At 67.8% G+C, this 24,129-nt stretch carries 23 protein-coding genes; 11 read left to right on the top strand and 12 right to left on the bottom strand.

The window, feature by feature from the left end; translation table 11 throughout:
- Positions 1-5: 5 nt before the first annotated feature.
- Together C6P64_RS08605 and C6P64_RS08600 are read right to left on the bottom strand one after the other, a co-directional pair.
- On the bottom strand, positions 6-845 hold the full coding sequence (locus C6P64_RS08605; protein WP_245911676.1) for a UDP-2,3-diacylglucosamine diphosphatase: 840 nt from the start codon (positions 843-845) through the stop codon (positions 6-8).
- 37 nt (positions 846-882) lie between these two features.
- On the bottom strand, positions 883-1,725 hold the full coding sequence (locus C6P64_RS08600; RefSeq protein ID WP_105748144.1) for a GNAT family N-acetyltransferase: 843 nt from the start codon (positions 1,723-1,725) through the stop codon (positions 883-885).
- Between the two features lie 201 nt (positions 1,726-1,926).
- On the opposite strand from C6P64_RS08600, the gene lplT reads away from it, so the two are divergent.
- Positions 1,927-3,183: a lysophospholipid transporter LplT gene (gene lplT / locus C6P64_RS08595; RefSeq protein ID WP_245911675.1), complete on the top strand. Its 1,257-nt coding sequence runs from the start codon at positions 1,927-1,929 to the stop codon at positions 3,181-3,183.
- Here the strand turns inward: lplT and C6P64_RS08590 are convergent.
- Positions 3,164-4,393, bottom strand: a complete 1,230-nt coding sequence (locus tag C6P64_RS08590; RefSeq protein WP_105748251.1) for a glycosyltransferase family 4 protein — start codon at positions 4,391-4,393, stop codon at positions 3,164-3,166. The two genes, lplT and C6P64_RS08590, sit on opposite strands and share 20 nt — an antisense overlap.
- 188 nt (positions 4,394-4,581) lie before the next feature.
- Here C6P64_RS08590 and C6P64_RS08585 point away from each other — a divergent pair, with 188 nt between their 5' ends.
- Positions 4,582-5,184, top strand: a complete 603-nt coding sequence (locus C6P64_RS08585) for a hypothetical protein (protein ID WP_105748143.1) — start codon at positions 4,582-4,584, stop codon at positions 5,182-5,184.
- A 39-nt stretch (positions 5,185-5,223) separates the two neighbouring features.
- Here C6P64_RS08585 and C6P64_RS18180 read toward each other — a convergent pair whose 3' ends face one another.
- A complete protein-coding gene (locus C6P64_RS18180; RefSeq protein WP_170073069.1) occupies positions 5,224-5,394 on the bottom strand; it encodes a hypothetical protein in 171 nt (56 codons plus the stop codon).
- A 124-nt stretch (positions 5,395-5,518) separates the two neighbouring features.
- Positions 5,519-7,168, bottom strand: coding sequence for an aminotransferase class III-fold pyridoxal phosphate-dependent enzyme (locus C6P64_RS08580; RefSeq protein ID WP_105748142.1), 1,650 nt, complete (start codon positions 7,166-7,168; stop codon positions 5,519-5,521).
- A 57-nt stretch (positions 7,169-7,225) separates the two neighbouring features.
- Here C6P64_RS08580 and asd point away from each other — a divergent pair, with 57 nt between their 5' ends.
- The 3 genes from asd to C6P64_RS08565 are packed head-to-tail and all read left to right on the top strand — an operon-like array spanning position 7,226 to position 9,790.
- Complete coding sequence (gene asd / locus C6P64_RS08575; protein ID WP_105748141.1) at positions 7,226-8,110, top strand: archaetidylserine decarboxylase; 885 nt, start codon at positions 7,226-7,228, stop codon at positions 8,108-8,110.
- Between the two features lie 31 nt (positions 8,111-8,141).
- Positions 8,142-9,278, top strand: a complete 1,137-nt coding sequence (locus C6P64_RS08570) for a glycosyltransferase (protein WP_105748140.1) — start codon at positions 8,142-8,144, stop codon at positions 9,276-9,278.
- A 50-nt stretch (positions 9,279-9,328) separates the two neighbouring features.
- Complete coding sequence (locus C6P64_RS08565; protein ID WP_170073068.1) at positions 9,329-9,790, top strand: GNAT family N-acetyltransferase; 462 nt, start codon at positions 9,329-9,331, stop codon at positions 9,788-9,790.
- A 66-nt stretch (positions 9,791-9,856) separates the two neighbouring features.
- Here the strand turns inward: C6P64_RS08565 and C6P64_RS08560 are convergent, their stop codons facing one another.
- Positions 9,857-10,849, bottom strand: coding sequence for a hypothetical protein (locus tag C6P64_RS08560; RefSeq protein WP_105748138.1), 993 nt, complete (start codon positions 10,847-10,849; stop codon positions 9,857-9,859).
- Positions 10,850-11,065: 216 nt separating this feature from the next.
- Between C6P64_RS08560 and C6P64_RS08555 the strand changes: the two genes are divergently transcribed.
- On the top strand, positions 11,066-12,193 hold the full coding sequence (locus C6P64_RS08555) for a glycerophosphodiester phosphodiesterase (RefSeq protein WP_105748137.1): 1,128 nt from the start codon (positions 11,066-11,068) through the stop codon (positions 12,191-12,193).
- Positions 12,194-12,197: 4 nt separating this feature from the next.
- Here C6P64_RS08555 and C6P64_RS08550 read toward each other — a convergent pair whose 3' ends face one another.
- The gene (locus C6P64_RS08550; protein WP_105748136.1) at positions 12,198-12,815 is read right to left on the bottom strand and encodes a ParA family protein; all 618 of its coding nucleotides are present in this window, start codon (positions 12,813-12,815) and stop codon (positions 12,198-12,200) included.
- 162 nt (positions 12,816-12,977) lie between these two features.
- Here C6P64_RS08550 and ppk2 point away from each other — a divergent pair, with 162 nt between their 5' ends.
- Both ppk2 and C6P64_RS08540 read left to right on the top strand, forming a co-directional pair.
- Positions 12,978-13,904: a polyphosphate kinase 2 gene (gene ppk2 / locus C6P64_RS08545; RefSeq protein WP_105748135.1), complete on the top strand. Its 927-nt coding sequence runs from the start codon at positions 12,978-12,980 to the stop codon at positions 13,902-13,904.
- Between the two features lie 14 nt (positions 13,905-13,918).
- Positions 13,919-14,425: an arsenate reductase ArsC gene (locus tag C6P64_RS08540; RefSeq protein ID WP_105748134.1), complete on the top strand. Its 507-nt coding sequence runs from the start codon at positions 13,919-13,921 to the stop codon at positions 14,423-14,425.
- An 85-nt stretch (positions 14,426-14,510) separates the two neighbouring features.
- Here the strand turns inward: C6P64_RS08540 and folP are convergent, their stop codons facing one another.
- The 3 genes from folP to C6P64_RS08525 form a co-directional block, all read right to left on the bottom strand.
- Positions 14,511-15,386: a dihydropteroate synthase gene (folP, locus tag C6P64_RS08535; RefSeq protein ID WP_105748133.1), complete on the bottom strand. Its 876-nt coding sequence runs from the start codon at positions 15,384-15,386 to the stop codon at positions 14,511-14,513.
- Positions 15,387-15,482: 96 nt separating this feature from the next.
- The gene (gene ftsH, locus C6P64_RS08530; protein ID WP_105748132.1) at positions 15,483-17,396 is read right to left on the bottom strand and encodes an ATP-dependent zinc metalloprotease FtsH; all 1,914 of its coding nucleotides are present in this window, start codon (positions 17,394-17,396) and stop codon (positions 15,483-15,485) included.
- 127 nt (positions 17,397-17,523) lie between these two features.
- Complete coding sequence (locus C6P64_RS08525; protein ID WP_105748131.1) at positions 17,524-18,192, bottom strand: RlmE family RNA methyltransferase; 669 nt, start codon at positions 18,190-18,192, stop codon at positions 17,524-17,526.
- 103 nt (positions 18,193-18,295) lie between these two features.
- Here C6P64_RS08525 and yhbY point away from each other — a divergent pair, with 103 nt between their 5' ends.
- From yhbY to C6P64_RS08510, 3 genes are all read left to right on the top strand, one after another.
- Complete coding sequence (gene yhbY, locus C6P64_RS08520) at positions 18,296-18,772, top strand: ribosome assembly RNA-binding protein YhbY (RefSeq protein WP_105748130.1); 477 nt, start codon at positions 18,296-18,298, stop codon at positions 18,770-18,772.
- Between the two features lie 165 nt (positions 18,773-18,937).
- Entirely contained in the window at positions 18,938-21,019 is a 2,082-nt protein-coding gene (locus tag C6P64_RS08515; RefSeq protein ID WP_105748129.1) for a M3 family metallopeptidase, read from the top strand.
- A gap of 44 nt (positions 21,020-21,063) precedes the next feature.
- Positions 21,064-22,827 carry a S8 family peptidase gene (locus C6P64_RS08510; protein ID WP_105748128.1) on the top strand — a complete coding sequence of 588 codons (1,764 nt, stop codon included), beginning with the start codon at positions 21,064-21,066 and terminating at the stop codon, positions 22,825-22,827.
- On the opposite strand, the gene C6P64_RS08505 is transcribed toward C6P64_RS08510, so the two are convergent.
- Both C6P64_RS08505 and rpiA read right to left on the bottom strand, forming a co-directional pair.
- The gene (locus C6P64_RS08505; protein WP_170073067.1) at positions 22,723-23,235 is read right to left on the bottom strand and encodes a hypothetical protein; all 513 of its coding nucleotides are present in this window, start codon (positions 23,233-23,235) and stop codon (positions 22,723-22,725) included. The genes C6P64_RS08510 and C6P64_RS08505 overlap by 105 nt on opposite strands.
- Positions 23,236-23,405: 170 nt before the next feature.
- A complete protein-coding gene (rpiA, locus tag C6P64_RS08500) occupies positions 23,406-24,092 on the bottom strand; it encodes a ribose-5-phosphate isomerase RpiA (protein WP_105748126.1) in 687 nt (228 codons plus the stop codon).
- Positions 24,093-24,129: the final 37 nt, after the last annotated feature.

The raw sequence follows: 24,129 nt of genomic DNA, 5'->3' as shown, positions 1-24,129 counted from the left end.
CTAGGTCATGACGGGACAACAGCAGTTTTTCCGGCCAAGGCGGCAGACTTGGCATCCTGGGCCAGGAGGCGCTCGTCGGGCCAGTGCACGATCTCGAGCCGGCCGTCCTGGTGCTCGACCAGCGCCGTCAGGCTCTCGACCCAGTCGCCGTCGTTGCAGTACAGCGTGCCGTCGATCATGCGCATCTCGGCGCGGTGGATATGGCCGCAGACCACGCCGTCGAGGCCGCGCTTGCGTGCCTCGGCCGCCACCGCCGACTCGAAGCTGCTGATGAAGTTGACCGCGCTCTTGACCCGGTGCTTGAGGTATTGCGACAGCGACCAGTAGGGCAGGCCCAGGCGCGCGCGCAGGCTGTTGAGGTGCCGATTGAGCCGCAGCGTGAACTCGTACAGCGTGTCGCCCAGGTAGGCCAGCCACTTGGCATACTGGATCACGCCGTCGTAGAGGTCGCCATGGGTGACCCACAGCCGCTTGCCGTCGGCGGTGGTGTGGATGGCCTCGTTCACGACCTCGACGCCGCCGAAATGATGGCCGACGAAATGGCGCACGAACTCGTCGTGGTTGCCCGGCACGAAGATCACGCGGCAGCCCTTGCGCACCCGGCGCAGGATCTTCTGCACCACGTCGTTGTGCTCCTGCGGCCAGTACCAGCGCCGGCGCAGCTGCCAGCCGTCGATGATGTCGCCGACCAGGTAGAGGTTGTCGCTCGGGTTGGAGCGCAGGAAGGACAGCAGCGCCCTGGCCTGGCAGCCCTGGGTCCCGAGGTGGAGGTCGGAGATGAAGATGCTGCGCAGCCGCTCGCGGGTCTCGCCCACGGACTCTGCAGCGTGGCTGGGATCAGACATCCCGCCCATGGCTTCGAACAGAGCGGCGGCACGCATCTCAGGCCCCCAGGAAATGCTTGCGATAGCGCGCCGGCAGCTCGGCCAGGCGCATCATCATCGGCAGGTCGGCCGCGTTGAAGTCCGGGTCCCAGGCCGGCGCGCCGAGCACCTTGGCGCCCAGGCGCAGATAGCCCTTGATCAGCGCCGGTGGCTCGACATCCAGGCTGTCGTCGAGCTTGTCGACCGGCAGCGGCAGGCGCGGGCGCACATGGTATTCGATCGGAGCCAGATGCTTCTCGCGCACCTGGCGCCAGATGCTGGCCGCCGCGTGGCCGCCGCCGATGATGCCGTGCGGGCCCTCGTACTGCATCGGGATGCTGGCGCAGCCGATCATGGTGTCGAGCTCGTTGCGCACCATGAAGCCGGCCAGCGCGCCCCACAGCGCCATGATCACGCCGCCATGGCGGTGCTCGGGATGGACGCAGCTGCGGCCGAGCTCGACCATCTTGTCGCGCAGCAGGCGCAGCCGGGTCAGGTCGAATTCGGTGTCGCTGTAGAAGCTGCCGACGCGCTTGGCCTGGGCCGGGGTCAGCAGGCGGTAGGTGCCGATGACCTGGCGCGTCGCGCTGTCGCGCACCAGCAGGTGCTCGCAGTAGTCGTCGAACAGGTCGATGTCGTGCTCCGGCAGGGTCTTGGGCAGGCGTGCGCCCATCTCGCCGGCGAAGACCTGGTACCTCAGTCGCTGCGCTTCGCGAACTTCGTCTTGATGGCGAGCCCAAGCCACTTCGATGCCACCCTTGGACTCAGAAACCGGTGCGGTTGCGTCCAAGCCCGGATGAAGTGACCCCCTGGGCAGCGACAGCGGCGAAAGTTCCAGCGTGGGGGTCGGCAATTCCTTCATCTCGTTCTCCTCGTGTCATTCAGTTGGATTCGATTCTTGGCCTTGCGCGTGACGCCGAAATGGCTGATCGATGAACGATTCGTGACAGGCGGACCGGCGCCGCGCTGATCCGGCCCGGCTTCATGCGGGCGTCACGAATTCGCCACGGCTGCGACTTGTCGGCGCCGGATGATCTTGCATCGATCGAGGAAATGGACAGCTATGACGACAAGCGCCACGGGCCGAACTTCGCACCTGCCCAAAGGGTTTTACTGGCTCATCCTGGCGCAATTCTTTTCGGCCCTGGCCGACAATTCCCTGCTGATCGTCGCGATGGCCTTCCTGCACGAGCAGGGCTATCCGGCCTGGTGGGCGCCGCTGCTCAAGTTCGCCTTCACCTGGGCCTATGTGCTGCTGGCGCCGGGCGTCGGGCACCTGGCCGACATGGCGCCCAAGGGGCTGCTGATGGGCTGGATGAATGCCGTCAAGCTCGCCGGCGCGCTGACCCTGCTGGCCGGACTGCACCCGATGCTGGCCTTCGCGCTGATCGGCATGGGTGCCTCGGCCTACGCCCCGGCCAAGTACGGCCTGATCACCGAGACCGTGCCGCCCTCGCGCCTGGTCGCGGCCAATGGCTGGCTCGAAGTCACCGTGGTGCTGTCGGTGCTGCTGGGCACCGGCCTGGGCGGGCTGCTGGTCTCCGATTTCGCGGTCGGCTGGCTGGGCCAGTTCTGGCCGAACCCGCCGTCCTGGTGGGTCGAGACCCGCCTGGCCACCGCCTTCGCGCTGTTGCTGGGTCTGTACCTGCTGGCAGCGCTGCTCAACATCGGCGTGCCGCGGCGCGCGGCCCGTCTGCCGGCCGCGCGGTTGCAACTGCGGCCATTGCTGCAGGATTTCCGCCGCTCCAACCACCAGCTCTGGCTCGATCCGCTCGGCGGGCTGTCGCTGGCGGTCACCACCCTGTTCTGGGGTGCGGGCGCGGTGCTGCAGTTCGCCGTGCTGCGCTGGGCGCAGGACGTGGTCGGACTCGCGCTCGACCGTGCCGCCTACCTGCAGGCCTGCGTGGCCATCGGCGTCGTGGTCGGCGCCGGCCTGGCCGCGCACCGCATCGCGCTGAACCGCGCCATCGAGATGCTGCCCTGGGGCGTGGCGCTGGGCCTGCTGGTGGCGGCCTGCTCGCTGCTGACTTCGCTGGCCTGGGCGCTGCCGCTGCTGCTGCTGACCGGCGCCGTCGGCGGCCTGCTGGTGGTGCCGATGAACGCGCTGCTGCAATACCGCGGCCATCGCCTGCTGAGCCCGGGCCGCTCGATCGCGGTCCAGGGCTTCAACGAGAACCTCAGCGTGCTGGTGATGCTGGGTATCTACACCCTGCTGCTCTGGCTCGGCCTGCCGATCGTGCCGCTGATGGTGGGCTTCGGCCTGCTGCTGGCCGCCGGCATGGCCGGCCTGATGCTGCAGCTCAGGCTGAAGCGAGCCTGAAGCCCGAAGCCCCGAGCGACTGCTGCTCGATCAGCCGGTCCCAGATCGCCTCGACCTCGAGGCAGATATGGCTCCAGTCCAGCGCCAGCGTCGAGGCGCGCGCACCCTGGCGCAGCCGCGCCACCAGCTGCGGATTGCCGGCCAGGTCGATCGCGCGGCGCACGAAGGCGTCGGGGTCGCCGACCGGCGCCAGCAGGCCGTTCTCGCCGTGGTGGATCAGCTCCGCCGCCGCGGCATAGTCGTAGGCCAGCACCGCCAGGCCGCTGGCCAACGCCTCGGGCGTCACGTTGCCATAGGTCTCGGTCAGGCTGGGAAACAGGAAGCAGTCGGCGCTGGCGTAATGCTCGGCCAGGTCGGTGCCGCTGCGCGAACCGGCCAGCACCACCCCGGGACAGCGCTGCTGCAGCGCGGCCCGCTCCGGCCCGTCGCCGACCACCACCAGGCGCAGCGCGGGATTGACCTGGCGCATGGCCTCGTAGCTGCGCAACAGCAGCTCGAGGTTCTTCTCGGGCGCGATGCGGCCGACCGAGAGCACCACCTGCTCGCCCTCGCGCACGCCCCAGGAGGCGCGCAGGGCCTCGCTGCGGCGGGCCGAGTCGAAGCGCTGGGTATCGACGCCGCGCGCGACCACCAGCAGGCGCTCGAAGCCCATAGCCTCGAGCTCGGCCTGCAACGAGGCGGTCGGCACCATGGTGCAATGGGCCTGGTTATGGAAGCGCCTGAGGTAGGCCGCGATCGGCTTTTGCAGCCAGCCGATGCCGTAATGGCGGCTGTAGGCATGGAAATTGGTGCGGAAATCGGTGCTGATCGGCAGCTTGAGCTTGCGCGCCGCCTGCAGCGCCGACCAGCCCAGCGGGCCCTCGGTCGCGATGTGCACCAGGTCGGGCCGGCGCCTGGTCCAGAGCCCGAGCAGCGCGCGCTTGGCCGGCAGGCCCATGCGCAGGTGCGGATAGCGCGGAATCGGCAGACCGCGCATCAGCACCTGCCCGGTCGGATCGTCGTCGCCGATCCCGGCATCCACCGCCGCCTGGCGCGGCCGCACCAGCTGGATGTCGTGGTGGCGCGCCTGCAGGCCGCGCACCAGTCGGTCTATGGTCAGCGCGACGCCATTGACCTCGGGCGGATAGGTTTCCGTGACCAGGGCCACACGCAGGGAGCGGCGCTCGGGAGCAAAGTTTTCGACCAGCAGCGGGTCGGTCAGGGATTTCATCATGCCAGCCATGCTCAGTCCGCTTGATGACAGGCTTGCGACAGGCCTTCCCTGCCCTGATGGCCCGATGCGACAGTCGCATGAAGCCGGGGGCCGCTGTCACCGTGATTTCATGCAGCCTGACCATGATCGATTGCGACCGCCCTGACCGGCGGGCAACCCTCACTCACCGAAAGAAGGACAACGGCGTGAAAGATTTTCTCCAAGACCTGCGGGTGCAGCGTTGGGACGACCACCGCTACTACCACCACAGCCGCATCAACCAGACGCTGCACCTGATCAGCGCGATCAGCTTCCTGCTGGCCTATGCGCTGGTGTTCACCGATCCGGCCATGGCGGCGCTGGTGGCCTGGCTGGTCTCGATGCTGAGCCGGCAGAGCGGCCATTTCTTCTTCGAGCCCAAGGGCTACGACGAGATCAACCAGGCCACGCATGAATACAAGGAAGAGATCAAGGTCGGCTACAACCTGCAACGCAAGGTCGTGCTGATGGCGATCTGGGCCCTGTCGCCGCTGCTGCTGGTCTGGCAACCCGACCTGCTCGGCCTGATCGAGCCCCATGCCGACTGGCGCGGCTTCGCCCACAACGTCGGCCTGATGTGGTTTGCGGTCGGCGTCGGCGGGCTGATCTTCCGCGTGCTGCAGCTGGCCGCGCTCAAGGATCTGCGCACCGGCCTGGTCTGGGCCAGCAAGATCCTGACCGACCCCTTCCACGACATCATGCTGTATCACAAGGCGCCGCTGTACCTGCTGCGCGGCCAGCTGCTCGACCCCGGCCACAAGGTCGGCTGATCCGCTGCCGAACCCGGCGGGCCGCTGCGACCCGCCCCTTCAATGCCAGGCCGAATCCGGCCAGTCGCTATGGTGCAGGGCAATGGCCAGCCAGGCCCCCAGCGGCAGGCGATCGATGCGGTGCGCACCGGTCGCCTGACAGGCGTTGACTTCCTGCCACCATCCCAGCAGGACCTGACGGACTTCACCAGTCCATTGCGCGGCTCTCATGATGCTCCTCTGCCAGACGCCCGGCCTGTTTGCGGCCGGGCTGTTTATCTAGCGAGGATTCTCGAGCCGCTGTGTGTCAGGCCGCCGACAGGATCTGGTCAGCCGCGTGAAAAGACGCCGGACTTCAGCGCAGGCCCAGCTTGCGGGCCAGCATCTCGCGCAGCAGGCGGCGCCGGATAGACTGGTGCGTCAGTCCGGGCGCGCTCCACCACCAGCCATCAGCCTGCATGCGCCGGCCCGCCTCGAGGAAGCGGCGCGTGACCTCTGCCATGTCGGCATCGCTGTAGCTGAGGCTGAAGACGAGGCGTCCGGTACCGACCCAGCTCAAGGCCAGGCCCTGCTCGCGCAGGTAGTACTGCAGCAGCCAGTGGTAGCGCGAGGGCTGGGTGTAGTTGACGGTCCAGATGCTCGAGAGCGCCTCGACCCGCAGCGGCAGGCCGGCTTGCTGCAGCGCCTGGTTGAAGGCCTGGGCGCGATCGCGCCAGCGCTCGTCGAGCCCCTGGTAGACCGCCTGCAGCTCGGGCGTGCGCAGCCGGCGCAGGAAGGCGTTCATGGCCCCCATCACATAGGGATGGGCATTGAAGGTGCCGCGCGCAAAGCACAGGTCGGCCGGCCGCTCGGGCTTGAAGCGGCGCATCAGCGCCGCCTTGCCGCAGACCACGCCGACCGGGAAACCGCCGCCCAGCGTCTTGCCATAGGTGACCAGGTCGGCCTGGATGCCGAAATACTCCTGCGCGCCGCCAGGCGCGAGCCGGAAGCCGACGAAGACCTCGTCCAGGATCAGCACGATGCCGCGCTCGCTGCAGACCTGGCGCAGCTGGCGCAGCCAGTCGGCATAGGCGGCGCGGTCGAAGCCGGCCGTACGACTGCCGTCGACCAGGGTCGAGTCGCCCGGCGCATTGCGGTTCGGGTGCAGCGCCTGCAGCGGATTGACCAGCACGCAGGCGATGTCCTGGCGCGTGCGCAGCACCTGCAAGGCACGCGGGTCCATGTCGTTGAGGGTATAGGTCTCGCGCGGCGGCAGCGGATTGCCGGGACCGGGCTGCACGTCCTCCCACCAGCCATGGTAGGCACCGGTGAAGCGCACCAGATGCTTCTTGCCGGTATGGTAGCGCGCCAGCCGCACCGCCTGCATCACGGCCTCGGTGCCCGACATGTGGAAGCTCACCTCGTTGAGCCCCGAGATCTCGCGCAGCCACTGAATGTTCTCGGCCACGCAGGGGTGGTAGCCGCCGAGCACCGGACCGAGCGCGGCCCCGATGCGCGCGCCCTCCTCCATGCACTGCTTGTAGAAATCGACGCCGAAGACATTGACGCCGTAGCTGCCGGTCAGGTCGTAAAAGCGCTGGCCGTCGAGGTCCTGCAGCTGCACGCCCTCGGCCGATTCCCAGAAGGCGCCGACCGGCAGCTGCTCGCGTACATGGGCGCTGAACTGGAACGGCACCCGGTAGCGCCCGGTCAACTGCAGGTCGGACAGGCCCTCGCGCGCCTGCGCGGTGAGCGCGAGCGAGCGCGGTGCCGCCTCGCGCAGATGGCTCGAGAGGCGGGCGAAGCCGGCGCGGCGCTGCTGCTGGACTTCGGCCGGCGCGCCATCGACGCCGAAGAACTCCTGCTCGCCATAGGAATAGCCCGGCAACAGGCGCGCGATGCGCTTGGCCATGCGCGAATGCCCGGCCAGCGAGGGGTGCTTGGCCCGCGACAGCTGGAGTCGCCGGCGCAGCCAGGGGAAACCAGCCACCAGGGCGCCAGCGGTCATTGCGATCTCAACGGACATGTCATGAGCCTTTCAAAGTGAACGGTGACAGTTGTACGCATCGCTTTTGACAAGACCATGAATACCACCCGACTGCGCGACCGCCTGCTGCTGCAGGAAGACCTGAACTTCCTGCTGACCAACCGGGTGCCGCGCATCGCGCTGACCCATCTGATGGGCTGGTACAGCCAGCTGCGCAGTCCCTTGCTGACCCGCTTCTCGATCGCAGTCTGGCGCCTGTTCACCGAGCTCGACCTGAGCGAATCCCGGCAGCAACGCTTCGACAGCCTGCACGACTGCTTCACGCGCGAGCTCAAGGAAGGCGCGCGCCCGAGCGACCCGCGCCCCGAGATCATCGCCAGCCCGAGCGATGCCATCGTCGGCGCCTGCGGCCAGCTCGACGGCTGCCGGGCGCTGCAGGCCAAGGGCATGGACTACGAACTGCACGAGCTGCTCGGCTCGCGCGAGCTGCCCGAGCGCTTTGCCGGCGGCAGCTATGTCACCCTGCGCCTGACCTCGAGCATGTACCACCGCTTCCACGCCCCGCACGACATCGAGATCGACCGCGTGACCTATATCTCGGGCGACACCTGGAACGTGAACCCGATCGCGCTGAAAAGGGTCGAGCGCCTGTTCTGCCGCAACGAGCGTGCGGTGATCGAGGCCAGGCTGCAGTCCGACGGCACGCCGCTGCTGCTGGTGCCGGTGGCGGCGATCCTGGTCGCCAGCATGCGCTTCACCTTCATCGACCTGCTGCTGAACCTGCGCTACCGCGGCCCGAACGTCATCCCCTGCCAGGCCAGTCTGGCCAAGGGCCAGCAGATGGGCTGGTTCGAGCATGGCTCGACCATCATCGTGATCGCCCCGCCCGGCATGGAACTGGCCGAGGGCATCGCCAGCGGCAGCCGGCTGCGCGCGGGCCAGGCCCTGCTGCGCCGCGCACGGCAAGGCCAGGCCTCGTGAAGCGCCCCCGCGCGCAACCCGGGAGCAGCGCATGAACCGGATCGACCTGGTCTACTTCAATGCCGGCGGCGGCCATCTGGCCTCGGCGCAGGCACTCTCGGGCGCCCTGCAGGCGCAGGACGCCGGCTGGCAGGTACGCCTGGTCAACCTGTTCGAGGTGCTCGACCCGCAGCAGCGCTTTCGCAAGCTGACCGGCAGCGCGCCCGAGGACTGGTACAACCGGCGCCTGGCGCGCGGCTGGACCCTGGGCATGGCGCAGGAACTCAAGCTGCTGCAGGCCCTGATCCGGCTGCTGCATCCGAAGCTGACGCGCCAGCTGCAGCAGCACTGGCTGCGCACCGAGCCCGACATCGTGGTCTCGCTGGTGCCCAACTTCAACCGCGCGCTCTACGACAGCCTGAACTCGGCTCTGCCGGGGGTGCCGTATGTGACCGTGCTGACCGACCTGGCCGACCTGCCGCCACATTTCTGGATCGAAGCGGGCCAGGCCCAGCATTTCATCTGCGGCACGCCGCGGGCGGTCGAGCAGGCACGCGCCCTGGGCCATGACGCGGAACGCATCCATGCCACCTCGGGCATGATCATCCGGCCCGACTTCTACCGCCCGCGGCTGGGCAACCGGGACCAGGAGCGGGCCCGCCATGGCCTGGACCCGCGGCGCAAGACCGGCATCGTGATGTTCGGCGGCCATGGCTCCAAGGCCATGCTGGGCATTGCGCGCCGGCTGGCCGACCAGCAGCTGATCCTGGTCTGCGGCCACAACCGCGCGCTGGCCAGCCAGCTGCGCGCCGAGCCAGCCGCGGCGCCGCGGCTGGTGGTCGAGTTCAGCCGCGACATCCCCTACTACATGCAGCTGGCCGACTACTTCATCGGCAAGCCAGGCCCGGGCAGCCTGAGCGAAGCGGTGCAGCAGGGCCTGCCGGTGATCGTGGTCGACAACGCCTGGACCATGCCGCAGGAACGCTACAACGCCGACTGGGTGCGCGAGCATGGGCTGGGCGTGGTGCACGACAGCCTGCGCACCCTGGCGGGCGCCGTCGAGCAGCTGACCAGGCGGCTGGACGAGTTCCGCGCCAACGTCGGGCGGATCGACAACCGGGCGCTGTTCGAGATCCCGCCCCTGCTGAGCCAGATCCTCGAGCACGCGCGCGCCCCCAGTCCCGCATGACTGTCACATTGACACCCCATCATGCGCTCACGTTCAAGCCGGAATCAACCATGAGCCAAGCCCTGCACATCTCACTGCTGGACCCTGCCGACAGCGCGACGCTGGACGCCGCAGCGGCCGTACTGGTCAATGCCTTCAACGAGCCGGGACGCTACAGTGTCGAGCGCATCCGGGCCGTGCTCCAGCCCGTCGAAGCGCCCTTCTACCGGCGCTTCTACATCGCCCGGCTGGATGGCGAGGTGGTGGGTGCCGGCGGCATCAAGGCGGCCGACTGGGCCTCGAACACCCATGTGTTGTATCTGTCCGCGGTCGCCGCGCAGGCGCGCGGTCGCGGCATCGCGCGCGCGCTGGTGCAGGCCCGCATCGACTGGGTGCGCAGCCAATACCCGTCGGGTACCCTGCTGGTCTCGACCCGCCACCGCAAGCGCTTTGCCCAGCTCGGCTTCCACCCCCTCGGCGAAGCGGAAGAATTCGGACGCACGCTGATGATGCTGTCCCTGGGCAGGAAGTGAAGCGCAGCGCCGCCTGACGCCGACGACGCATCGACCGACCGGGGGCTCGCCAGAGCCCCTGCCTGCTTACTGCTTGACGATCACCGGCTGGATGTTGAAGACATGCGGGGTCTTGGGCTCGACCACGACCCGCACCCAGTGGATCGACGGGCTGCCGAAGGTCTGCAGGCGGGTCAGATTGGGCAGCAGCTTGGCCGGGCTGTAGAGCGGCTTGTCGACCTTGAAGAAATGGGTGTCGCCATGCACCAGCAGCACCTGGCCGGCAAAGCGCTCGGTCTCGGCGACCAGCGCGTCGATGAAGCGGCGATATCCGCTGACACCCGGCGCCAGGCTCTCGTCGACCGACTCGGTCTCGGGCAGGTCGAAGCCCGGATCGGCCTGCATCACGACCACGAGGCCGCGCGCCTTCTTTTCGCTGGCCTGGGCAAAGCCCTCGCGCAGCCAGGCGATGTTGGCCGCATCGCGCTCGGCGTATTCGGCATTGGCCGCCTCGCACTGGCTGGCCGTGCGCACGCTCTTGTTGCTGCATTCCTTCTCGTCGAGCACCCGGTTGTTGTTCGATCCCGGGATGTTGAAGGTCAGGAACTCGATGTCGCGGTGCTGGAAGCGGGCATTCTCGACGTATTTCTCGCCCAGCTTGCCCTGGCGGCTCAGCTCCATCTGGCGCTGGCCGAGGCTGCGCGTGCTCGGGATCATGACCTTGCGCAGATGGTCCAGCCGCTCGAGCGCATCGTAGCCGCCATTGTTCTTGCGGTGGCAGTCGGTCCACTCGTTGTCGCCAGGCACATAGACCACGGGCTGCCTGAGCTGGCCGAACATGTCGAGCGCCTGGGTATAGACCTCGTCGCTGCAGGCGGAGCTGCCGTCCTTGATGTCGCCGTTGTAGATCGAGAAAGCGATGTCCGAGCCGCCGATGCTGCGCAGCAGGGCCGGCATCTTGGCCTCGTCACCGGCCTTCTTGTAGGGCATGTCGCCCCAGAGGCCAAACGAGAAGGACTGGGCTTGTACGGCAGCCGCACACAGGGACAGGACGAATCCGGCCAGCAAGCGCTTGTTCATGATTTCAGGCTCCAAATGGGGCCCATGCTAGTGCGGCGACAAGTCAGGTTCATGAAACCCGCCACCTCATGGCGAGCAGGCACTGGCAAGCCATGCCTCGATGGTCACTGAAATGACATGCAACCGACGTGATCCTGACATGGCAATGAACAGAATCAATAGGTCCGGTCTGCCCTGCAGGCTTGTCACTTTCCTATCCAGCATCCAACCCTGAACATGAAACTCCAAGCCTCCCTCGCCCTGCTGTCACTGGCCCTGCTGCAAGCCTGCGGCGATGGCGAACCCGCCTTCAAGACCCTGTCGGGCGATGCCCCGATCGTGATCGGTCACCGCGGTGCCAGCGGCGAACGCCCCGAGCACACCCTGGCCTCCTACCAGCTGGCCATCGACCAGGGCGCCAACTTCATCGAGCCCGACCTGGTGCTGACCAAGGACGGCGTCATGATCGTGCGCCACGAGCCGATGCTCGGCGGCACGACCGACGTCGCGACCAAGTTCCCGGCCCGCAAGAGCAAGAAGATGGTCGACGGCGTCGAGACCGAGGACTGGTTCGCCAGCGACTTCACGCTCGCCGAGATCAAGACGCTGCGCGCCATCCAGACCCGCGGTCGCGACAAGAGCTTTGACGGCCAGTTCGAGATCCCGACCCTCGACGAGGTGATCAAGCTGGCCAAGGAGCAATCGGCCAAGACCGGTCGCACCATCGGCATCTACCCCGAGGTCAAGCACTCGACCTTCCACGCGGGCCTGTTCGGCGCCAACCTGTTCGAGGACAAGCTGGTCAGCACCCTGCACACGGCCTACGGCAACACGGGCAAGGCGCCGGTCTTCATCCAGTCCTTCGAGGTCTCCAACCTGCAGTACCTCAACACCAAGACCGACATCAAGCTGGTGCAGCTGATCGACGCCGACGACGTCAAGGACGACGGCAGCATGTCGCTGGTCGCGCCCTATCACAAGCCCTACGACTTCGTGGTCAAGAATGATTCGCGCACCTTCGGCGACCTGGTCAAGCCCGCCGGCCTGGACTTCATCAAGACCTATGCCGATGCCGTCGGCCCCTGGAAGCCCTACCTGGTCAAGACCGTCAACGACGGCGTCGAGCGCACCGGCGACAGCAGCCTGACCATCAACGACCGTCGCGTCGACGGCAGCACCGGCGTGATCGAGAACGCCCACGCGCGCGGCCTGCTGGTCCACACCTGGACCTTCCGCAACGACGCCAGCGGCTACGGCTTCAAGGACCCGAAGGCCGAGATGGAGTACTACATGAAGCTCGGCATCGACGGCGTCTTCACCGACTTCCCGGCCACCGGCGTCGCCGCGGTCAACGCCCTGCGCTGAGCCCTCAGGCCTCGAGCCAGTCGCAGATCAGCTGCCACTGCTCGAGGTCCTTGGCCACCTGGCCCGGCGGAACATCGAACAGGGTCAGGCCGCGCATCGCGAGCCGGATGTAGTTCTGGGTATCGCGCAGATAGCCCAGCACCGGCAGGCCCAGCCCGGCGCAGAAATCGCGCAGGTTCTCGGACGCGATGGTGCGCGCATCGACCCGCATCCCGACCACCGCGATGTCGAGCCCGGCCGCGCGGCGGCGCTCCTGCAGGTCGTCGACGAAGGCGCGCGTGGCCAGCATGTCGAACGGACTGGGCTGCAGCGGGATCAGCAGCTTGTCGGCGCGCTTGAGCACCTCCTTGATCTGCTTGCCGTGCAGGCCACCCGGCGTGTCGATCACCACATGGCTGACGCCCTTGGGCGGGCGCAGCTCGTCGCTGGCGGAGGCATCCCAGGACTGGATGGGCCGCGCCTCGGCCGGACGCATGCCGAGCCAGGCGTTGGCGGACTGCTGGATGTCGGCATCGCCGAGCATCACCTGACGGCCGCGCCGGGCCAGATAGCCCGCCACATTGGTGGCCAGGGTGGACTTGCCCACCCCACCCTTGGGATTGGCGACGACGATGACGGTCATGAATCGGTTCCTTGTGCGGCTGCCTGCACGGCGCCAAGCCCTTATCTTAGAACGCTTGCCAGCCCGATGGACGGCGGGCAGGGCAAGGAGCGGGGGCATACTCTGTCACCCGAATGACATAAAAGCAACCTAAGATCCTGAATCATTTATTTTGGGATAGCCATGGCCGCCTCCAACCACGAAGAACTGATCAAGCGCATCGAGCGCGACTTGCTCGACAGCTACGATGAAGAGCTGGAACTGGAAATCGAGGATCGCAACCCGGACGCGCTGGGGGTCGATCTCGGCGGGGCGGACAGCAACACCGATGAGCACAAGGCCCATCGCATGGCCTATTTCCGCGAGCTGTTCAAGCTGCAGGCCGAACTCGTCAAGCTGCAGGACTGGGTGGCAGCGACCAAGCAGAAAGTCGTGATCCTGTTCGAGGGCCGGGACGCTGCCGGCAAGGGCGGCGTGATCAAGCGCATCACCCAGCGCCTGAACCCGCGCGTCTGCCGCACCGTCGCCTTGCCGGCCCCGAACGACCGCGAGCGCACCCAGTGGTATTTCCAGCGCTATGTCGCCCACCTGCCGGCCGCGGGCGAGATCGTGCTGTTCGACCGCAGCTGGTACAACCGCGCCGGGGTCGAGAAGGTGATGGGCTTTTGCAGCGACGAGGAGTACGAGGAGTTCTACCGCTCGGTGCCTGAATTCGAGCGCATGCTGGTGCGCTCGGGCATCCGGGTCATCAAGTACTGGTTCTCGATCAGCGACGACGAGCAGCACCTGCGCTTCCTGGGCCGCATCCACGATCCGCTCAAGCAGTGGAAGCTCAGCCCTATGGACCTCGAGTCGCGCCGGCGCTGGGAGGAATACACCCAGGTCAAGGAAACCATGCTCGAGCGCACCCATATCGAGGAAGCGCGCTGGTGGATCGTCGCGGCCGACGACAAGAAGAAGGCACGCCTGAACTGCATCCATCACCTGCTGACCCAGTTCGACTACCACGAGATCGAGAAGCCGGAAGTGGTGCTGCCGGCCCGCGTGCGCAACCCCGACTACATCCGCCACCCTGTCCCTGACTCGATGATCGTGCCGGCGATTTATTGATGATAATCACGCCCATGACCGATCACCCGCCCATCAATGTCCTGTTCCTGTGCAGCCACAACGCGGCCCGCAGCATCCTGGCCGAGGCCATCCTGAACCATGTCGGCGGTGCCCGCTTCCGTGCCTTCTCGGCCGGCACCGAGCCGGCCAGCGACCAGCAGCCGCACCCGCTGGCGCTCGAGGCCTTGCAGAGCGCGGGCGTGGACACCAGCGGCCTGCGCAGCAAGAGCTGGGATGAATTCACCGGTCCCGACGCGCCGCACATGGACCTGGTCATCACGGTCTGCGACGATGCCCATGGCGAGCCCTGCCCGCTCTGGCCCGGCCATCCGGCGATCGCCCACTGGTCCTTCCCCGATCCGATGCAGGCCCAGGGCGACCACGAGGCCCTGCTCGAGATGTTCAAGCAGGTCATGCACCGCATGCACCAGCGGCTCGAATTGTTCATGAGCCTGCCGCTGGCAAGCCTGGACCGGCTGGTGCTCGAAAGCCACGCGCAGGAAGTCGCTGCGCAGCACTGACACAGGCAGCGTTGCCGCCAGGAGGCCGCCGGCTGTACGCCGGGCGGCCTTTTTTCATGCCACGGCCCGGATCGCGTGAACCGGCTCAGGCCTGCGCCTGCATCGCCTGCCAGACCTTGATCGCGTCGACCGTCTCGCGCACGTCATGCACGCGCACGATGCGGGCGCCGCGCTCGACCGCCAGCAGATGCGCCGCCACGCTGGCCGCGACCCGCTCGCGCGGGATCTCGCGGCCGGTCACGGCGCCGAGCGATGACTTGCGCGACCAGCCCGACAGCAGCGGATAGCCCAGTGCCAGCAGCTCGGGCTGGCGCGCCAGCAGCGAGAAGTTCTGCGCCACCGTCTTGCCAAAGCCGATGCCGTAGTCGAGAACGATGCGCTCGCGCGCCACGCCCAGGACCAGCAGCCGCTCGGCGCGCTGGCGCAGGAAATCGACCACCTGCGGCACCACGTCGCCCGTCATCGGGGCGATCTGCATGGACTGCGGCTCCAGGTGCATGTGCATCAGGCAGACACCGCAGGCCGGATGGTGCGCCACCACCTCGACCCCGCTGCCCTGCCCGTTCTCGAACGGCCGCTGCAGCGCCCAGACATCGTTGATGATGTCGGCGCCCAGGTCCAGGCAGGCCTGCATCACCTCGGGCTTGTAGGTATCGATCGACAGCGGCACGCCGAGCTTGAGCGCCTCGCGCAGCACGGGCAGCACGCGGTCGAGCTCTTGCTGCAGCGGCACCGGCGGCGCGCCGGGCCGGGTCGACTCGCCGCCGATGTCGAGGATGGTCGCGCCTTCCTTCAGCAACTGCTCGGCGTGCGCCAGCGCGCGCGCCGGGTCATCGTGCCGGCCGCCGTCCGAGAACGAGTCGGGCGTGACGTTGACGATGCCCATGACCTGGGGCTGGCCCAGGTCGATCTCGAAGCGGGTGGTTTTCCAGACGGTGGCGTGGGGCAGTGTGGCGTTCATGTCGATGGCGCAGGATGGGCGCTTCAGGCAGCAGGAGGAACAAGGGTGGCAATAAAAAACCGGGGCCAGGCCCCGGTGGTGATCTTGGCTGGCGGTTCAGGCTGCCGTTGGTGTCGGATCGGTCTTGACCGAAGGCGTTCCGCCATCGCCACCGCCCGCGGGCGGATTGCGCGGCACGAAGTCCTTCGGTGCGCGCGGCGGCTTGCCAGCCATGATGTCGTCGAGCTGGTCGCCCTCGATGGTCTCCCATTCGAGCAGGGCCTTGGCCATCGCGTGCATCTTGTCGCTGTGTTCCTCGATCAGGCTGCGCGCCAGGCCGTACTGCTCGTCGATGATGCGGCGCACCTCGACGTCGACCTTGCGCATGGTCTCCTCGCTCATGTGCGTGGTCTTGGTGACCGAGCGGCCGAGGAAGACCTCGCCCTCATTCTCGGCATAGACCATGGGGCCGAGCGCCGCGCTCATGCCGTAGCGCATCACCATGTCGCGCGCGATCTGGGTCGCGCGCTCGAAGTCGTTGGAGGCGCCGGTGGTCATCTGGTTCATGAACACCTCCTCGGCGATGCGGCCGCCAAACAGCATGCTGATCTGGTTCAGCATGTACTCGCGGTCGTAGCTGTAGCGGTCCTTCTCGGGCAGGCTCATGGTCACACCCAGGGCGCGGCCGCGCGGGATGATGGTGACCTTGTGCACCGGGTCGCATTTCGGCAGCAGCTTGCCGATCAGCGCATGGCCGGCCTCGTGGTAGGCGGTGTTGCGGCGCTCCTCCTCGGGCATGACCATGGACTTGCGCTCGGGGCCCATGATGATCTTGTCCTTGGCCTTCTCGAAGTCCTGCATCTCGACCACGCGGCCGTTGCGGCGCGCGGCCATCAGCGCGGCCTCGTTGCACAGGTTGGCCAGGTCGGCGCCGCTCATGCCGGGCGTGCCACGCGCGATGATGGCGGCGTTGACGTCGGTGCCGAGCGGGACCTTGCGCATGTGCACGTTGAGGATCTGCTCGCGGCCGCGGATGTCGGGCAGCGTGACATAGACCTGGCGGTCGAAGCGGCCCGGACGCAGCAGTGCGGCGTCCAGGATGTCGGGACGGTTGGTCGCGGCGATCACGATCACGCCGAGGTTGGTCTCGAAGCCGTCCATCTCGACCAGCATCTGGTTCAAGGTCTGCTCGCGCTCGTCGTTGCCGCCGCCGACACCGGCACCACGCTGGCGACCGACCGCGTCGATCTCGTCGATGAAGATGATGCAGGGCGCGTTCTTCTTGGCGTTCTCGAACATGTCGCGCACGCGGGCCGCGCCGACGCCGACGAACATCTCGACGAAGTCGGAGCCCGAGATGCTGAAGAACGGCACCTTGGCCTCGCCGGCGATCGACTTGGCCAGCAGGGTCTTGCCGGTGCCGGGCGGGCCGACCAGCAGCAGGCCGCGCGGGATGCGACCGCCGAGCTTCTGGAACTTGGACGGATCCTTCAGGAAGTCGACCACTTCCTTGACCTCTTCCTTGGCCTCGTCGCAGCCGGCGACATCGGCGAAGGTCACGGTGTTGGTGTTCTCGTCGAGCATGCGCGCCTTGCTCTTGCCGAAGCTGAAGGCGCCGCCCTTGCCGCCACCCTGCATCTGGCGCATGAAGTAGACCCAGACCCCGATCAGCAGCAGCATCGGACCCCAGCTCACCAGCAGCGTCATCAGCAGCGAACCCTCTTCGCGCGGGCGCACGTCGAAGTCGATGTTGTTGGCGCGCAGGTCGCCGACCAGGCCGCGGTCGAGGTAGGTCGCCGTGGTGCGCACGCGCTTGCCGTCACTCGTCTCGGCGACGATCTCGGTGCCATTGGGCCCCTCCTGGATGGTCGCCTTCTTGATGCGCTGGGCCTGGACCTCGTCGAGGAACTCGGAGTAGCCCATGTAGCCGGCGCCGGCGCTGGTCCTGCCATCGAACTGCTTGAAGACGGTAAACAGCACCATGGCCACGACCAGCCAGACACCAACTTTGGAAAACCAGGGGTTGTTCAAAACGGACTCCCGAACGAAAACGCAATGTACTGATAGATTGGCGCCATTCTAGGTCTTTCAAGCGCCGGACTGACCGCCAGGGTCTGCAAGCCTGCAGATGCCCGGGATAGAAAAAATCGATCGGCCTTCACTTGAGACCGATTCCGACCAAAAAGGTTTCAGAAGATTTGTCGCGCGAGGACTTGGGCTTGATCGGCTTGACCAGCTTGAAGCTGTCCTTGAACAGCTTGACCAGGTCCTGGTAGGCGCCGCCATGGAACAGCTTGACCACCAGCGCGCCTTCGGGCTTGAGGTGGGCCTTGGAGAAATCGACCGCCAGCTCGGCCAGGTGCGCGATGCGCGCGGCATCGACCGAATCCACCCCCGACAGGTTGGGCGCCATGTCCGACACCACCACATCGACCGGGCGATGGCTGCCATCGGGCAGCAGCAGCTTGTCCTCGAGCTGGGCCAGCACCGCTTCCTCGCGGAAGTCGCCCTGGATGTACTGCACGCCCTCGATCGGCTCCATCGGCAGCAGGTCGAGGCCGACGATCATGCCGTTGAGCTCGCCCACCGCGGCACCGGTCGGCGACAGGCGCCGGCGCAGGTACTGGCTCCAGGCCCCCGGCGCGCAGCCCAGGTCGACCACGCAATGGCCGGGACGGATCAGGTGGAAGGTCTCGTCGATCTCCTTGAGCTTGTAGGCCGCGCGCGCGCGATAGCCCTCGCGCTGGGCCAGCTTGACCCAGGGATCGTTGACATGTTGATTCAGCCAGGCCTTGTTGACCTTCTTGCTCTGCGTTTTTACTTTCATGCAAGCTCGATTGTCACATGTTGGCCATCCCCTTGCCGGCAAATGGCGCCAGCGGCAAGATGGCACCGCCCCGCGACAGCGGACGATCCGGGATAATCGCACCATGCCTCAAATCATTCTGACCCCTGCCCAGCGCAAACCCTTCCGCTCGGACGCCCATCACCTCGACCCGGTCGTGCTGATCGGTGGCGATGGCCTGACCGAAGCCGTCAAGAAGGAAGTCGACGCCGCGCTCAAGGCCCATGGCCTGATCAAGGTGCGCGTGTTCTCCGACGACCGCGACCAGCGCGCGGCCTACCTCGAGCAGCTCGCCGAGGAACTCGACGCCGCCGCCATCCAGCATATCGGCAAGCTGCTGGTGCTGTGGCGCCCGATCCCCGAGAAGGAACGCACCATCGACGAGGACCGCATGCCGGGCCCGCGCGATGTCAAGATCCTCAAGTACAGCTCCAAGGGCGGCCAGCGCCCCGAGGTCAAGCAGGTGCGCGTGCTCGGCAACGAGCGCCTGACCTTCGGCGGGCTGGTCAAGCGCGCCAAGAAGCCGACCCAGAAGAGCAGCAAGAAGTCGCACCAGAAATGATGCAGGCGTCCCTGGCGGACGCGACTGGCCGCCGGCAAGCAAGCGGCCCCCTTCAGGCCAACCGCAAGGTTGGCTTTTTTGTTTCCGCGCCGGGCAGCGGCAGCGCCTCATAATCTGCTGTCCAGCCACCTTGCAATCCCCGGCCACCGGCCTCAACTGCCCGAAATGAACGCTACCGCCGCCCCCGAATCCGCCGCCCTGAACCAAGCCGCCAACCCGCTGCTCGACTTCACCGACCTGCCGCTGTTCGACGCCATCCGGCCCGAGCAGGTCGAGCCGGCCGTCGACAGCCTGCTGCAGGCCGCCGCTACGGCGCTCGAGCAGGTGACGGCGGACGACTTCGCGCCCGACTGGCAGGCGATGGCGCAGGTGCTCGATGTCGCGACCGAGCGCCTGGGTCGCGCCTGGGGCGCGGTCAGCCACCTCAACAGCGTGGCCGACACGCCCGAGCTGCGTGCGACCTACAACGCCGCGCTGCCCAAGGTCACCGAGTTCTGGACCCGGCTCGGCGCCGACGAGCGACTCTATGCCAAGTACAAGGCGATGGACCCGGCCCGGCTCGATGCCGAGCAGACCCAGGCGCGCCGCAATGCGCTGCGCGGCTTCGTGCTCGGCGGCGCCGAGCTGCAGGGCGAGGCCAAGGAGCGCTTTGCCGCAATCCAGGAGCGCCAGGCCGAGCTGGGCCAGAAGTTCAGCGAAAACGCGCTCGACGCGACCGATGCCTGGACCTACTACGCCAGCGCCGAGGAGCTCGACGGCGTGCCGGCCGACACGCTGGCGGCCACCCGCGCCGCCGCCGAGGCCGAGGGCAAGGCAGGCCACAAGCTCACGCTCAAGCTGCCCTGCTACCTGCCGCTGATGCAGTTCGGCCGCAACCGGAGCTTGCGCGAGAAGCTCTACCGCGCCTACGGCACGCGCGCCAGCGAACAGGCCGAGGGCGATGCGGTCAAGTTCGACAACAGCGCCATCATCGATGAGCTGCTCGCGCTGCGCCAGGAAGAGGCCGAGCTGCTGGGCTATCCGCATTTCGCCGCCGTCTCGCTGGTGCCCAAGATGGCCGAGTCGGCCGAGCAGGTGGTGACCTTCCTGCGCGAGCTGGCACAGAAGGCGCGCCCCTACGCCGAGCGCGACCTGGCCGACATGCGCGCCTTCGCGGCCGAGTCGCTCGGGCTGGCCGACCCGCAGGCCTGGGACTGGCCCTACATCGGCGAACAGCTGCGCCAGGCGCGCTATGCCTACAGCGAGCAGGACGTCAAGCCCTACTTCACCGCGCCCAAGGTGCTCGAAGGCCTGTTCAAGATCGTCGAGACCCTGTTCGAGGTGCAGATCCGCCCCGACCAGGCGCCGGTCTGGCATCCCAGCGTCAAGTGCTTCCGCCTCGAGCGCGCCGGCCAGCTGATCGGCCAGTTCTACCTCGACCCGGGCGCGCGCGCGGGCAAGCGCGGCGGTGCCTGGATGGACGACGTGCGCGCGCGCTGGCTGCGCCCCGACGACGCCCGCCTTCAGACCCCGGTCGCGCAGCTGGTCTGCAACTTCTCGGAACCCGTTGGCGACAAGCCGGCGCTGCTGACGCACGACGATGTCATCACCCTGTTCCACGAATTCGGCCATGGCCTGCATCACCTGCTGACCCAGGTCCAGGAGCATGACGTGTCGGGCATCAGCGGCGTCGAATGGGATGCGGTCGAGCTGCCGAGCCAGTTCATGGAGAACTTCTGCTGGGAATGGGACGTGCTGTCTGGCATGACCGCCCATGTCGAGACCGGCGAGCCGCTGCCGCGCGAACTGTTCGACAAGATGCTGGCGGCGAAGAACTTCCAGAGCGGGCTGCAGACACTGCGCCAGATCGAGTTCTCGCTGTTCGACATGCTGCTGCACAGCGGCGGCGCGGCTGATGGCGACTTCATGGCGCTGCTGCAACGGGTGCGCGACGAAGTCGCGCTGATCCAGCCGCCGGCCTACAGCCGCACCGCACACACCTTCAGCCACATCTTCGCCGGCGGCTACGCGGCGGGCTACTACAGCTACAAGTGGGCCGAGGTGCTGAGCGCCGATGTCTATGCCGCCTTCGAGGAGGCCGCCCAGGCCAATGGCGGCAGCACGCTCGATGTCGAGACCGGCCGGCGCTTCCGGCGCGAGCTGCTCGAGGTCGGCGGCAGCCGGCCGGCGATGGACTCGTTCAAGGCCTTCCGCGGCCGCGAGCCCGAGCTCGACGCCCTGTTGCGCCACCAGGGCATGGCGGACTAAGATTCCAGGCGGGGCTGGCGTGGCCCCGGCAACTAGGGGCACCGATGCAAGCCATTGCCAACACCGGGCGGATCGCCTCTTGCCTGCTGGCGCTGGCGCTCCAGGCGGGCGCGCTGATGCCGGCCGGCCTGCAGGCCGCCGAAGCGGCCAGCCAGGGCGCGAGCGGCTCCCTGCCGCAGGCGCCCGCCACCGCTGTCTACCGGCGGCTGCTGGTCAAGCTCAAGCCGACCGCGACCGACGCTCCGCTGGCGACACGGACGGCGCAACTCGCCATCAGCGACCTGTCGCAGCGGCTGCAATCCGGCGTGCCTGGGCAGGCACCGGTGCAGCTGCTGCTGCACAAGTCGATCAGCGCGCAGCTGCATGTGGTGCTGACCGATCGCGGACTCAGCCGCAGCGAGATGCTGCAACTGATCGGGCAACTGCAGCGCGACCCCAGGGTCGAATACGCCGAGATCGACCAGCGCCTCCAGCCCCAGTTCCTGCCCGACGACCCGCTCTACGGCTCGCGCCAGTGGAACCTGCAGCCGCCCAGCCGGGGCAACGAGGGCGGCGCCAACCTGCCTGGCGCCTGGGATGTCGCGCGCGGCGAGGTCGCGCCCGGCCAAGGCGTGGTGGTGGCGGTGATCGATACCGGGCTGCGGCCCCATGCCGACCTGGCGGCCCGGCTGCTGCCGGGCTATGACTTCGTCAGCGATGCCGACATCGCCAACGACCTCGATGGCCAATGGGACAGCGACCCGAGCGATCCGGGCGACTGGATCAGCATACGCGACAGCGAAAGCGCCACCTTCTCTGGCTGCGCGCTCAGCACCAGCAGCTGGCATGGCACGATGATGGCCGGCACCATCGCTGCCGTGATGGGCAACAACCTGGGCCTGGCGGGGATAGCACCGGGCGCGCGGCTGCTGCCGGTGCGCGTGTTCGGCAAGTGCGGCGGCTATCTGTCCGACGTCATCACCGGGGTCTACTGGGCGGTCGGGCTGGAGCTGCCCAGCCTGCCAGACCTGATGCGCGCGCCGCCGGTCAACCCCTACCCTGCGCGCGTGATCAACCTGAGCATGGCGGCCGAGGGCAGTTGCAGCTCGGCCTTCCAGGAGGCGGTCGACCGGGCCCGCGGCAAGGGTGCGGTCGTGATCGCGGCCACCGGCAACCACAACGGCCAGGCCACGGACCAGGGCCTGAGCCAGCCCGCCAATTGCCAGGGCGTGATCGCGGTCACGGCCCATACCCGGCGCGGCGACCTGGCCTCCTACGCCAATGCCAGCCCCAGCACCACGCTCAGCGCACCGGGAGGCGGGCCGGGCCTGCAGCTGCTGGCCAACGACGGCGACTCGATCACCAGCCTGGGCAACAGCGGGCTGACCTCGCCGCTGGCCGACAGCTATGAGCAAGTGCGCGGCACCAGCATCGCGACCGCCCATGTCTCGGGCGTGGCGGCGCTGCTGCTCGGCCTGCAGCCTACCCTGAGCCCGGACCAGGTCCGCACCGTGCTGACCCGCTCGGCGCGCGCCTATCCGGCCAACAGCTATTGCACCATGCAGGCGATCTGCGGCGCCGGCATGCTCGATGCCGAGGCGGCCGTGCGCTGGCTGCAAGCCAACCCGGCACCGGTCGCCGCGCCCGACAGCGGCAAGGGCGGCAACAGCGAATCCGGCGGTGGTGGCGGCGCGGCCGGCTGGCCGGAATGGCTGCTGCTGCTCTCAGCCGCCCTGCTGTCGGGTGCCGGGCGCTGGCGGGGTCAGCCGGGCACCGGCCCGCATCAGGCCGGCCGCCAGCAGCCCGCCCGCCAGTCCAGCCGCATGTGACGGCCAGTAGACCGTGAAGCTCCAGGCCGACGGCAGCCAGCCGGCCGACTCGAGCCCGACCTTGAGCCCGAACAGGGCCAGCAGCATCCAGGGCCAGGCGGGTGGCGGGGCGGTTGGAACGGCCTGGTCCGACATGGCAACAAGCGGCCGCCGGGCGGCCGGACCAGGACTGGAAGGCCGGCCGGCGAGCAGCGCTGCCGCCCCGCCCAGCCAGCCATGCAGCACGCCCGAGAAGCCGGCGTAATAGCCGCAGCCAGGGTCGAGCGCGATCACGGCAGCCACTGCGACGGCCGCACCGGCCAGCAGCGCCGACTGGGCCGCCGTCGACAGCCAGGGACGCAGCAACACGGCGATCAGCAGCAGCGCGGCGGCATTGAGCAGCGCGTGGGAGAGGCTCAGGTGGACCACCTGGGCCGACAGCAGCTCCCACCAGGCGCCCTGCTCGAAGCGGATGCGCTCGAAGCGCCAGGCGGCTGGCAGGCCCGGCCAGAGCTGCAGCGCAAGCAGCAGTGGCGCCAGCAGCGCCAGCGGCGGCAGGCCGAAGCGGCGGCCGGGCTCTGGACCGGTCCGGGACAGGCTCAGTACTCCAGCGTCTTGACGCCGTCGCGGGTGCCGAGCAGGCAGACGCCGGCCTTCTGGAAGGCAAACACCCCGACCGTCACGACGCCGGGCCAGTTGTTGACTTGGGCCTCGAAGGCCAGCGGATCGGCGATGCGCAATCCGGTCACGTCGAGGATATGCTGGCCGTTGTCGGTCACCAGCGGCGCGCCATCCTTCAGGCGCAGCGTCGCGCTGCCGCCCATTGCGGCGAACTGGCGCGCGATGCGCTGCGCTGCCATCGGGATCACCTCGACCGGCAGCGGGAAGCGGCCGAGCTGCTCGACCAGCTTGGACTCGTCGGCGATGCAGACGAACAGCCTGGACTGGGCCGCGACGATCTTCTCGCGCGTCAGTGCCGCGCCGCCGCCCTTGACCATGTGGCCCTGGCCGTCGATCTCGTCGGCGCCGTCGATGTAGACCGCCAGCTGCTCGACCTCGTTGCTGTCGAAGACCGGGATGCCGAGCGCCTGCAGGCGCGCGGTCGAGGCCTCGGAGCTGGAGACCGCGCCCTTGATCTGGTCCTTGATCGTCGCCAGCGCATCGATGAACTTGTTGACCGTCGAGCCGGTGCCGACGCCGACGATCTCGCCGGGCACGACATAGCGCAGTGCGGCCTGGCCAACCAGGGTCTTGAGTTCGTCTTGGGTCAGGGAAGGATGGGTCATGGGGTGCAATCTGGGAGAATCGGAGGATTGGGCCGAG

Origin of the sequence: Malikia granosa, assembly GCF_002980595.1 — a bacterium.
GTDB classification, from domain to species: Bacteria; Pseudomonadota; Gammaproteobacteria; order Burkholderiales; family Burkholderiaceae_C; genus Malikia; species Malikia granosa.
The sequence above is the reverse complement of the archived record's forward strand: the minus strand, read 5'-3'. Positions and strand labels throughout refer to the sequence as shown.

Excerpts from the sequence above, each read along its gene's own strand:
- C6P64_RS08605 (WP_245911676.1), bottom strand. The coding sequence starts at position 845 with ATGTCTGATCCCAGCCACGCTGCAGAGTCCGTGGGCGAGACCCGCGAG.
- C6P64_RS08600 (WP_105748144.1), bottom strand. The coding sequence starts at position 1,725 with ATGAAGGAATTGCCGACCCCCACGCTGGAACTTTCGCCGCTGTCGCTG.
- lplT (WP_245911675.1), top strand. The coding sequence starts at position 1,927 with ATGACGACAAGCGCCACGGGCCGAACTTCGCACCTGCCCAAAGGGTTT.
- C6P64_RS08590 (WP_105748251.1), bottom strand. The coding sequence starts at position 4,393 with ATGAAATCCCTGACCGACCCGCTGCTGGTCGAAAACTTTGCTCCCGAG.
- C6P64_RS18180 (WP_170073069.1), bottom strand. The coding sequence starts at position 5,394 with ATGAGAGCCGCGCAATGGACTGGTGAAGTCCGTCAGGTCCTGCTGGGA.
- C6P64_RS08580 (WP_105748142.1), bottom strand. The coding sequence starts at position 7,168 with ATGTCCGTTGAGATCGCAATGACCGCTGGCGCCCTGGTGGCTGGTTTC.
- asd (WP_105748141.1), top strand. The coding sequence starts at position 7,226 with ATGAATACCACCCGACTGCGCGACCGCCTGCTGCTGCAGGAAGACCTG.
- C6P64_RS08570 (WP_105748140.1), top strand. The coding sequence starts at position 8,142 with ATGAACCGGATCGACCTGGTCTACTTCAATGCCGGCGGCGGCCATCTG.
- C6P64_RS08565 (WP_170073068.1), top strand. The coding sequence starts at position 9,329 with ATGAGCCAAGCCCTGCACATCTCACTGCTGGACCCTGCCGACAGCGCG.
- C6P64_RS08560 (WP_105748138.1), bottom strand. The coding sequence starts at position 10,849 with ATGAACAAGCGCTTGCTGGCCGGATTCGTCCTGTCCCTGTGTGCGGCT.
- C6P64_RS08555 (WP_105748137.1), top strand. The coding sequence starts at position 11,066 with ATGAAACTCCAAGCCTCCCTCGCCCTGCTGTCACTGGCCCTGCTGCAA.
- C6P64_RS08550 (WP_105748136.1), bottom strand. The coding sequence starts at position 12,815 with ATGACCGTCATCGTCGTCGCCAATCCCAAGGGTGGGGTGGGCAAGTCC.
- ppk2 (WP_105748135.1), top strand. The coding sequence starts at position 12,978 with ATGGCCGCCTCCAACCACGAAGAACTGATCAAGCGCATCGAGCGCGAC.
- C6P64_RS08540 (WP_105748134.1), top strand. The coding sequence starts at position 13,919 with ATGACCGATCACCCGCCCATCAATGTCCTGTTCCTGTGCAGCCACAAC.
- folP (WP_105748133.1), bottom strand. The coding sequence starts at position 15,386 with ATGAACGCCACACTGCCCCACGCCACCGTCTGGAAAACCACCCGCTTC.
- C6P64_RS08525 (WP_105748131.1), bottom strand. The coding sequence starts at position 18,192 with ATGAAAGTAAAAACGCAGAGCAAGAAGGTCAACAAGGCCTGGCTGAAT.
- yhbY (WP_105748130.1), top strand. The coding sequence starts at position 18,296 with ATGCCTCAAATCATTCTGACCCCTGCCCAGCGCAAACCCTTCCGCTCG.
- C6P64_RS08515 (WP_105748129.1), top strand. The coding sequence starts at position 18,938 with ATGAACGCTACCGCCGCCCCCGAATCCGCCGCCCTGAACCAAGCCGCC.
- C6P64_RS08510 (WP_105748128.1), top strand. The coding sequence starts at position 21,064 with ATGCAAGCCATTGCCAACACCGGGCGGATCGCCTCTTGCCTGCTGGCG.
- rpiA (WP_105748126.1), bottom strand. The coding sequence starts at position 24,092 with ATGACCCATCCTTCCCTGACCCAAGACGAACTCAAGACCCTGGTTGGC.